Below are 5,841 nucleotides of genomic sequence, written 5' to 3'. Positions count from 1 at the left end.
TCACAGGGGAACCCTAAACACAGATCAAATGATCAACTTATTTAATGACGATCCCAAAGCGCCAAGCCTTTCCGCGTAACGGGCCGTTGCGCTGTGCAGGCAGGTCGTCCTGTTGTGCTCGATGTGGAGGATGACGAACGCGGCGGCGACTATCCGTCCGATGCCCCCAGGGAAAGAGGCGGACATTCCGGAGTACTGTGAAAGTTGTTGTGAGCAGGGAGTCACCCTGTTCACCGACGGCCCGCTCGCCATTGCGGGTCCCCGCCCATTGCGTGTCCCCGCGGCCGCGGCACGGCCGTGGAACACTCCGTGAACCGTCCGGCGTATAGCGTCGAAGGCGCCGGACCCGATGAGTCCAGGCAGATCGGCCGGGTTCCGCCGGCCGCGGCCCGCGCACAGCCTGCGCACGGCCGGCGCAGGGAAGGATCGCGATCGCGATGTTCTCGTTCGGGATAGTGCCGGCCCTGGCGGGGCTCATGGCGACGGCGATCGCCGCCGGGCTGTGGTGGTCGGCGGGCTGGTGGGGGGCCGCCGCCGTGTCCGGCGCCCTGCTCGCCCTGGCCGTCCACGACGTCACGCAACGCCGGCACGCAATCCTGCGGAACTACCCGGTGTTCGGCCACCTCCGCTTCATACTGGAGTCCATCCGGCCGGAGATCCAGCAGTACTTCATCGAACGCAACTACGACGGCCGCCCGTTCGACCGCGACATCCGGACGAGCATCTACGAACGAGCGAAGGGCATCCACAGCGACCAGGCGTTCGGCACCGAGCGCGATGTCAACGCGGTCGGCTACGAGTACCTGCTGCATTCGACGGTGCCACTGGCGGTTGCGCCGGGCACCCCGTCGCCCCGGGTGCGCATCGGCGGCCCGGACTGCACCCGGCCGTATGACATGGCGCTGCTCAACATCTCGGCGATGAGCTTCGGAGCGTTGTCGGGCAACGCCGTGCTCGCGATGAACCGCGGCGCGGCGGCGGGCGGTTTCGCTCACGACACCGGGGAGGGCGGTCTCACCGAGCATCATCTGCGCTACCACGCCGACCTCGTCTGGGAGATCGGCAGCGGCTACTTCGGTGCCCGCACGGCGGACGGCGACTTCGACCCGGCGCTGTTCAAGGACAAGGCAGCTCTTCCCTCGGTCCGGATGATCGAGCTGAAGCTGAGCCAGGGCGCCAAGCCCGGCCTCGGCGGCATCCTGCCCGCGGCGAAGGTCAGCGCCGAAATCGCGCGGGCCCGCGGTGTCCCGGCTGAGGTGACCTGTGTCAGCCCGCCGGGACACCGGGTCTTCTCAACTCCGCGGGAACTGGTGCTGTTCATCGCCCGGATGCGGGAGCTCGCGGGCGGCAAGCCCACGGGATTCAAACTGTGTATGGGGTCCCGGCGGGAACTGCTCGCGATCTGCCGGGCGATACTGGCGGAGGGGATCACCCCCGACTTCATCGTCGTCGACGGAGGTGAGGGCGGCACCGGCGCCGCGCCGCTGGAGTACGAGGACCACGTCGGCACTCCGCTCACCGAGGGCCTGATGACGGTGCACAACGCACTCGTTGGCGTCGGCCTGCGGGACCGGGTCCGGATCGGGGTGAGCGGCAAGATCGCCACCGGGGTGGACATCGTCAAACGGCTCGCCCAGGGCGCCAACTATACCAATGCGGCCCGCGCGATGATGATGGCGGTCGGCTGCATCCAGGCGCAACGCTGTCACACCAACACCTGCCCGGTCGGGGTGGCCACCCAGGATCCGCGCCGCGCCCGCGCGGTGGACGTCGCTGACAAGGGCGAGCGGGTACGCCGCTACCAACAGGCCACGGTGGCCCAGGCGGTGCAGGTGATCGCTTCGCTGGGCTGCGCCGGTCCCGAACAGCTGCACCCGGGGATGCTGATGCGCCGGGTCACCCACACCGACACCCGCAGCTACGCCGAGCTGTACGAGTGGCTCGAACCCGGGGAACTGCTCGCCGAGCCGCCGGCGGACTGGGCGGCGGACTGGGCCGCGGCCGACCCGGACCGCTTTCGCCCCTGATCCAGGGGTACCACGACGCTCTTCGGGAAAAGCTCGTGCGGGAAATGGCCGCGCGCTTCTCATACAGACAGGAAGGGCCGGAGGATGCCAGCAATCACGCCATGTCTGTGGTTCGATACTCAGGGCGAGGAGGCAGCCACATTCTACACGTCGATCTTCCCGAACTCGCGGATCGTCGACATCACCCGCTACGGCCCGGCCGGGCCCCGTCCCGAGGGTACGGTCATGACCGTCCGGTTTGAACTGGATGGTCAGGAGTACGTCGCGCTGAACGGCGGACCCGAGGTCACCTTCTCGGAGGGGATCTCGCTGCAGGTCGGCTGCGGTTCCCAGGCCGAGATCGACGAGTACTGGGACCGGCTGACCGACGGTGGCGAGGCAGGACCCTGTGGGTGGATCAAGGACCGGTACGGGCTGTCCTGGCAGATCGTGCCCACGGCCCTGCCCGAGCTCCTTGACGATCCCGACCCGGGCCGGTCCCAGCGGGCGATGCAGGCGATGCTGAAGATGTCGAAGCTCGACATCGAGGAGCTGCGCCGGGCCGCCGACGAGGCGTGAGACCCGGCGACGGACGGAACGGGCGCCGCGCTCAGGGCACGCTGGTAGGACGACGCCGGGCAGCCAGGGCCACGGCGATGCCGCAGGTCAAGCCGAGGAGCAGGACGATCGGCCCCTGCCGGACGAACCAGGGAGCAACCTGCGGATGATCGATGAACAACAGCTCGCAGTGCGGCAGGGCCAGGAACGAGCCGACCACGGTGACCGCCCCGAGCACCCGTCGCGGCGCCTGCCCGGTCAGGCCGAGGAGCACGGCGCCCCAGGTGAGATACCAGGGGTAGAGAACGGGTCCGAGCAGGGCCAGGCTGAGTAGTGCCAGCCCGGCGGTGGCATGCGGTTCACGGTCGCGGACGGTCACCAGCAGCCAGACGAAGATCCCGGCGGCGACGGCCACACCCGCGGCCCGGGTGGGTCCCACCAGATCCTCGAAGCGCATCGCCGATCCGGCCATCCTCGCCAGGACGGACAGAAAATCGGCGAGGCAGGTGGTCGGGGCGTAGAGGGTCAGTCCGGCGGCCGGTGTCCACGCGGCGCGCAGCCATCCGAAGCCGTCGGGTACCAGACTCGACAGCACCACGACGACGCTCGCCACGACGGCGAGGTCCCGCCCAGCGACGGCACCGACGCGACGGAGCTGGGCCGCACGCCGACCCGATCCGACCGAGGCCGCGGTAGCGGCACTCACTGCCCTGACCGACCGCCAGACCAGCACCACCACGACGACCAAGGCCGCGGGCCACTTCACCAGCGCGGCCGCGGTGATGAGGACGAGACCGAGTACCGGCCTGCCGCGGTACACCGCCGTCAGACCGCCGACGAGCAGCGCCAGCAGGATGGCCTCGAGATGGATCGCGCCGACGAGCTGCAGCAGCACGATCGGACTACCCGCGCAGAACGCCAGCGCCCAGGGCCGGCGCGCCACGGAGGACACCCGCACCACGCACACCGCCATCACGACGACGCTCGCCCCCGCGACGACCCGGTGCAGCACGACCGCGCGCAGGACGTCACCGCCCGCAAGCGCATTCACCAGCCGGAAGTAGCCGAGGGCGACCGGCCCGTAGGGCGACAGTGCTGATCTCCAGATCGGATCGACGGCCAGCAGGACGGGGCGGGCGCCGAGCGCGGTGGGCCCGGTGGCGTAGGGGTCGAGCCCGGCGGCGAGCATCGTCCCCTGCGCGGTGTAGCAGTAGACGTCGAGGCTAAGGATCGGCGGGCCGAGCAGCACCGGAACGGCCCAGCAGCCGATGATGAGGCCTATCCGCGGGACCGACAGGTCGCCCTGGTGCGCGCGCTGGCACAACCGGAACCATGCGCCGACGAGCAGCGCCACCCCAATGATCATAAAAGCGGGTAGCGGAGAGGGGCGGTCGAGCGGCACCGGGTCGAGCAGCCCGAACCAGCGTGACGGGGTCACGACTCCGGGCTGCAGGGCCAGTCGCCCCGCTACCAGCACCACCAGCACCGATCCGGCGGTCCCACATCCCGCAAGCAGGACGGCGCCTCCGTCGAGGCGTCCGCCAACGCCCCCACCGATGCACGACGAACGGCGTCGACCAGGATCGCCCGGTCGGGCGGTTCCGTGCGGCGCGGTGTCCTCTATCTTGTCCATTCCGGTACAAAGCCTGACGTTTCTACCTCGCCAACAGGCGGCGCGCCCGGGACCACCCGGTGAACAATACCTGTCCTGTAAGGATGTCGGAGCCCACGGGCACCGGCCCGGCCCGCGGTGTCCTGCCTCGGCCCGCGGTGTCCTGCCTCGGCCCGCGGTGTCCTGCCTCAGCGCCGACGGCCACCGGCGGATGGCGCCGGGATGAACGGCTGATGGTGGCTGCCGGGCTCCCAGCTGGCGGACCGCCTCGGGGTGCTATGCCGAACGCATGCGGCAAGCGAGAACCATGCGCCCGGCAACCGGTACCGCCTGCCCCGACGGGGAGACGGCAGGCCCGGGACCGGTGCCGGTCGCCTCGGCGCGACCGACGGCGCCCGTCGTGACCACGGGCGTCGCCGCCGCGCTGGTGGTGCTCACGGTGATGATCGCACCGCAGCCGCAGACCGACTTCGCTGTCTACCGGCTGGGTGGGCAGGCCGTCTGGGACGGGCCCGCCCTTTACCAGGTGCGTACGGCGGCCGGCCTGCCCTTCACCTACCCGCCGATCGCGGCGGTGCTGTTCACGCCGTTCGCCGCCATCCCACTGGGGCTGGCCGAGGTCGTCTGGGCCGCGCTGACCGTCGCGGCACTCATCCTGCTGCTGTCCAGGCTGCGGGCCTGGCTCATCCCGCCGACCGGCACCGCGCGGGCCGCCGGGGCCAGGCGGGCACTGGGCTCGCGCTGGGCGCCGCCGCTGCTGCTGGTGGCGGCGCTCGCGACGGAACCGGTTCGCAGCACCATCATCTTCGGGCAGGTCAACATCCTGCTGATGCTGGCGGTCTGGCTCGATGCCGGGCCCGGGCGACGGTCCACACCGTTCACCCGATTGCCACCGGGTGCTCTCACAGGTCTCGCCGCGGCGGTGAAACTGACTCCGTTGATCTTCGTGGCCTACCTGTGGCTGGCCGGCCGGCGCCGGGTGGCGATCGGAGCGGTGGGGACGTTTCTCGCGGCCCATGCCGTGGCATTCGCGCTGGCACCCGCGGCGTCCCGCGCCTACTGGGGCGGGGTGTTCGCGGATCCGGGCCGGATCGGCTCGGTCACGTACGCCGGCAACCAGTCGCTGTACGGCGCGATGACCCGGATCTGGGGAGACGGCGCGTCGGTAGTCCAGATCCACCGGCTGATGGTGGCCGCCGTCGCCGTCACCGGGCTGGCGCTCGCGGTGCGGCTGCACCGGCGCGGGGAGCCCGTCGCGGGCCTGCTCGCCTGCGCGGTCACCGGACTGCTGGTCTCGCCGATCTCGTGGAGTCACCACTGGGTGTGGGCGGTGCCGACGCTGCTCTGGCTCGCCACCAACGGCACCAACGGCACCAACGGCACCAACGGCCGAGCCTCACACCGGTACGTCGGAGCGGCGCTCGCCGGCTACGTGTTGTTCGTGGCCTCCCCCGTCTGGTGGATCACGCCCCACGATCAGAACTGGCCGCACCACCGCGACCCGACCATCCTCCTCACGAACGCTTACGTGATCGCCGGTGTCGTGCTCTTGGTCACCTTGGCGCGCGTCGCCGGCCGCCGGGACCTGTACCGCCGATCATGGGGAATGCGACATCCGGACCTGGTGCGCCGGGGCGTCAGGGCCTAGGGGGGCTAGGGGGGACT

At 70.5% G+C, this 5,841-nt stretch carries 4 protein-coding genes; 3 read left to right on the top strand and 1 reads right to left on the bottom strand.

Translation table 11 applies throughout. The features are described from left to right. Nucleotides 1-437 precede the first annotated feature (437 nt). On the top strand, nucleotides 438-2,027 hold the full coding sequence (locus tag AC08OJ_RS18050) for an FMN-binding glutamate synthase family protein (RefSeq protein ID WP_476596350.1): 1,590 nt from the start codon (nucleotides 438-440) through the stop codon (nucleotides 2,025-2,027). Nucleotides 2,028-2,111: 84 nt separating this feature from the next. Beyond that, complete coding sequence (locus tag AC08OJ_RS18045; RefSeq protein WP_476594404.1) at nucleotides 2,112-2,585, top strand: VOC family protein; 474 nt, start codon at nucleotides 2,112-2,114, stop codon at nucleotides 2,583-2,585. Between the two features lie 31 nt (nucleotides 2,586-2,616). On the opposite strand, the gene mptB is transcribed toward AC08OJ_RS18045, so the two are convergent. Next, a complete protein-coding gene (gene mptB, locus AC08OJ_RS18040; RefSeq protein WP_476594403.1) occupies nucleotides 2,617-4,197 on the bottom strand; it encodes a polyprenol phosphomannose-dependent alpha 1,6 mannosyltransferase MptB in 1,581 nt (526 codons plus the stop codon). Nucleotides 4,198-4,576: 379 nt separating this feature from the next. On the opposite strand from mptB, the gene AC08OJ_RS18035 reads away from it, so the two are divergent. Further along, nucleotides 4,577-5,824: a glycosyltransferase 87 family protein gene (locus tag AC08OJ_RS18035; RefSeq protein ID WP_476596349.1), complete on the top strand. Its 1,248-nt coding sequence runs from the start codon at nucleotides 4,577-4,579 to the stop codon at nucleotides 5,822-5,824. Nucleotides 5,825-5,841: the final 17 nt, after the last annotated feature.

This window comes from Frankia sp. CgKIO3, assembly GCF_977946435.1.
This window is presented reverse-complemented; position numbering and strand designations above follow the sequence as displayed.